5 protein-coding genes are annotated in these 3,614 nt (G+C 68.1%); 1 reads left to right on the top strand and 4 read right to left on the bottom strand.

Annotation, left to right across the window (positions count from 1 at the left end; translation table 11 throughout):
* Positions 1–70: 70 nt before the first annotated feature.
* The 3 genes from H6A21_RS10615 to H6A21_RS10625 form a co-directional block, all read right to left on the bottom strand.
* The gene (locus tag H6A21_RS10615) at positions 71–607 is read right to left on the bottom strand and encodes a YaiI/YqxD family protein (protein ID WP_204562756.1); all 537 of its coding nucleotides are present in this window, start codon (positions 605–607) and stop codon (positions 71–73) included.
* Positions 608–615: 8 nt separating this feature from the next.
* Positions 616–936 (bottom strand): hypothetical protein, encoded by a 321-nt coding sequence (locus tag H6A21_RS10620; protein ID WP_204562757.1) that lies wholly within the window; start codon positions 934–936, stop codon positions 616–618.
* 149 nt (positions 937–1,085) lie between these two features.
* A complete protein-coding gene (locus H6A21_RS10625; protein ID WP_204562758.1) occupies positions 1,086–1,847 on the bottom strand; it encodes a MerR family transcriptional regulator in 762 nt (253 codons plus the stop codon).
* Between the two features lie 155 nt (positions 1,848–2,002).
* On the opposite strand from H6A21_RS10625, the gene H6A21_RS10630 reads away from it, so the two are divergent.
* Positions 2,003–2,683 (top strand): DUF1287 domain-containing protein, encoded by a 681-nt coding sequence (locus H6A21_RS10630; RefSeq protein WP_204562759.1) that lies wholly within the window; start codon positions 2,003–2,005, stop codon positions 2,681–2,683.
* A 243-nt stretch (positions 2,684–2,926) separates the two neighbouring features.
* Here the strand turns inward: H6A21_RS10630 and H6A21_RS10635 are convergent, their stop codons facing one another.
* On the bottom strand, positions 2,927–3,391 hold the full coding sequence (locus H6A21_RS10635; RefSeq protein WP_204562760.1) for a helix-turn-helix transcriptional regulator: 465 nt from the start codon (positions 3,389–3,391) through the stop codon (positions 2,927–2,929).
* Positions 3,392–3,614 lie beyond the last annotated feature (223 nt).

Genomic DNA, 3,614 nt, shown 5'->3' on the forward strand with positions numbered 1-3,614 from the left:
TAGTTCGGTGCCATGGGGGCGCGGCCGCGCCCCCATGGCACCGAACTACCCCGTCCCCGATGAGGACACCCTATCGCTCCTTGAGGAGGCCGGCGAGGTTTCGCGAGAAGCGCTCGCGGTCCTCGTCGGTAAACGCTGCCGGGCCGCGCGTGCGCCCGCCGGCGCGCCGGATCTTCTTCTCCTCGTGGCGGATGAAGAGGTCCATGTCGATGGTCGCCCTCGAATACACGCGCCCGCGCACGCCGATAGCCGCCGCCCCGCGGCCGAGGACCATGCTCGCCAGCCCGATGTCCTGCGTGACCACCACATCACCTGGCTGCAGGCGCTCGACGATGGCGAAGTCGGCGCTGTCGGCGCCCACGGACACGTCGAGGACCTCCACCCAGAAGCCGGTGTGGTGCCCGTCGCGTCCGCGGGCATGCTCCTCGTCGCGCGGGTCGTCGCGACGGATGTGGCGGGCGAGGTTCTGCGTGGTGTTGCCCGCGATGACGACGGGGATGCGGGCGCGCCGCGCGCAGGCGAGCGCCTCGCGCGTGACGGGGCAGGCGTCGGCATCGATGATCAGAGCGCGGTCCCGCGGCGCGCGGGGCGTATCGTCGGGCGACATGGCCCTCCTTAGCTGTGGGACGAGAAGAACATGAACCAGATGAAGAAGATCAGGTAGGGCACGCTCAAGATATAGAGCGCACTCGCGATGAGCGGCCATGCCCCGGGCCCGCGACCGGCGGCCTCGCGCTCGGGGCGCTTGCGGCGCAGGCGCACGGTGATGGCGACGGCCCCGGCGAGCATGGCGACGGATGCCAGGGCGTACCCCACCATCACAAGGAGCAGTCCGACGCTGACGGCGAGCAGCGGTGCGAGCACGAGCGCGCAGCCGCAGCCCCCGGGGCTGTACAGCCGCCCGCCCGCCGACCCGGTCCCGCGTCGGTCTCCCATGGTGCACCCGCCTCCTCAACCGTATCCTCCGATATCAGGGTAGCAGAGGATGCGCCGCATGTCGCAGGGGCACCGGCAACCGGGGACGGGGGCAGCCGGCGGGTCGTCGCGGGCGGCAGGCGGATCGGCGCCCGCGAGGTGCGCGTGGGCTACCGCGCGTGCGCGACGATCGCGTCGCGCAGCCATGCGGCGCAGCCCTCGACGGAGCGGTCGTAGTAGCTGCGGAAGCGGTCGTCTGCCACGTAGCTCTCCGCCAGAGCGCGATGCGCCTCGGCGGAATAGGCGGGCCAGGTGCAGCCCAGCCAGGTGCGGTGCATGCCGCAGACCCGTTCACCCGCATCGCCCGTGGGATCGTCTCCCGCGACGACGACCCGCTCCAGCTCGGAGCGGATCTGCTCCTCCAGCGCGCGGAAATCCGCATACTCCTGTGTGCTCATCTTCAACATCTTCCTGTTGCTCTCGTCGACCGCGTCGTCTCCGTAGCGCTCGCGCACCTCGGCTCCGTAGCGCTTCTCGTTTGTATCCACGAGGTCCCGCATGAAGCCCTCGAACTTCTCGTCGTCGGTCATGGACCCGGCTCCTTCCAAGGTCGCGAGCGTTCGCTCGACGGTGGTGATGAGGCGCGTCAGGTGGCGTTGCTCGTCGCGCAGGCGCACGAGGTGGCGCGCGAGCAGCTCGGCGCGCTCTGCGGGCGAGGTGCTCAGCAGCGGGCCGATGTCTCGCACCGCCACGCCGCAGCGGCGCCACAGCAAGATCTCCTGCAGCCGGTCTGCGTCCGCGCTGCAGTACAGCCGATAGCCGCGCTCGCTGCGGCCCGAGGGCGCAAGCAGTCCCGCCTCCTCGTAAAAGCGCAGCGTGCGCGTGGTGATCCCCGCCATGCGCGCGAGCTCCCCGATGCGGTATCCGTCCATGGCGCCTCCTTTCGGTCTCCACGATAGCGCTTCACGTAACGGCAAGGTCAAGAGCGAATCGATCTGCTTCAAACTCGAAAGGGCAAGCTGTTAAATTGGAAGAGGTGGTTGCGTATCGACGCGTTCGAAGCGTGCTCGGTTCGGGAGGGGTTGCGATGAGAGGGCAGATACGGCATCGTCTCGTGGGCGTTCTGGGTGGGGTGCTCCTGCTGTCCGCGCTCGTCGCCGCCGTCCTCGTCGCGACGGGCGCGGTGAACATGACGTCCGCCGAGCGCCCCGAAAACCACATGGACATACTCTTCGTCGACGACGGATCGCATGTTGATCGCGACGGGGATGGCATTGAGGACGGCCAGGACAATCTCGAGGCGGCGCTCGCGTATGTTCGGACCCGGCCGCGCTATCGAAGCGCATATTATGCGAACGGATATCCGGATGACGGCTTCGGCGTGTGCACGGATGTCGTGGCGTTCGCGTTGCGCGATGCGGGTTACGACCTGCAGAGGCTCATCGCCGATGATATCGCGGCCGCCCCGGAGGCGTATGACGTGGAGACGCCCGATGCCGCCATCGACTTCCGCAGGACGGGAAACCAGCTGGTGTACTTCGAGCGCCATGCTATAAGCCTCACGACCAATCCGGAGGATCTCTCCTCGCGGCAGCCCGGGGACATCGTGGTGTTCGAGGGGCACGTGGGCATTGTCTCCGGCTTCCGCAGCTCCCGCGGCATTCCCTATGTGATCCACCGCCAAAGCGCGTTTCAGCTGCGCTACGAAGAGGATCTTCTGGAGTCCCGCCGCGGCGACATCGTGGGGCATTTCCGCATGGCCGGTTGACGGCATCTCTGCCCTGCACGCGCGTCTCCGATGACGGACGCTCCAGAGCCGCGCCGCGTTCGCGCCGCCCGTCGCGATGCCGCGCGCTGGCATTCGGGGTCGCCATGATGGTTCTGCTGTCGCGTGACTTCGACCGCAGCTGGTGCGCACGAGCGGGGAGTAGGCGCAGGGGTGGGGCGGGTCTTTTTGCATGCCGCCCGCGGTACGGGACCGGTATCCGCTTCCTGGCGTGGAGGGCCCTACCTATCTGCCCCGCTTGCCCGAGGACTCCTTCCATACGCCGTACAGGATGTCCTTCAGGGCGAGCATGGCGTCGAGCTCGCTGTAGCCGTATTCCGCCTTGAGCTCATCGAGCATCATGCGGATGCGGCGGGCGTAGGGGGTGACGTCGACCTCATTTCGGTACGAGGCGAGGATCGGGTACCTCTTCGCCCAGGCGCTCGTCCAGTCGATCTTCTCCTGCACTCTCTCGCTCGTGTGCTCGATGGCCTCCTCAACCTGGGCCACGTCCAGATCGAACGCGATGAGCTCGTCGAGCGTCATGCCGTAGAGCACGGCGAGGCGCTTCGACTGGCGGATGTCCGGCAGCGTCTCGTCGGCCTCCCATTTGCCGATCGTCTGGCGGGAGACGCCGAGGCGCTCCGCCACCTCCTCCTGGGTGAGCCCCTTGCCCTTGCGCGCATGGAACAGGCTTTCTCCGAGCGTCATGGCAGCACTCCTTCGTCCTCGCGTTTTTCTCGGTCAGGTGGATTATCCCAGCCGGAGGGCAGGCGGACCACCAAGCGGAGCCGTCATGTTCGCACGGAGAGCTGACATCGCGGGGCTCGCGGCCGCTCGCATGCGATGCGGACGATAGCGGGGCGTGGCGCGGCGGCGCCACCGCGGTTCGCGACGGGTGCGGCGGAGCCGTCTCGGGCGGGCGGGATGGGAT

The organism is Collinsella tanakaei (assembly GCF_016902615.1).
In the GTDB taxonomy this organism is placed as follows: Bacteria; Actinomycetota; Coriobacteriia; order Coriobacteriales; family Coriobacteriaceae; genus Collinsella; species Collinsella tanakaei_A.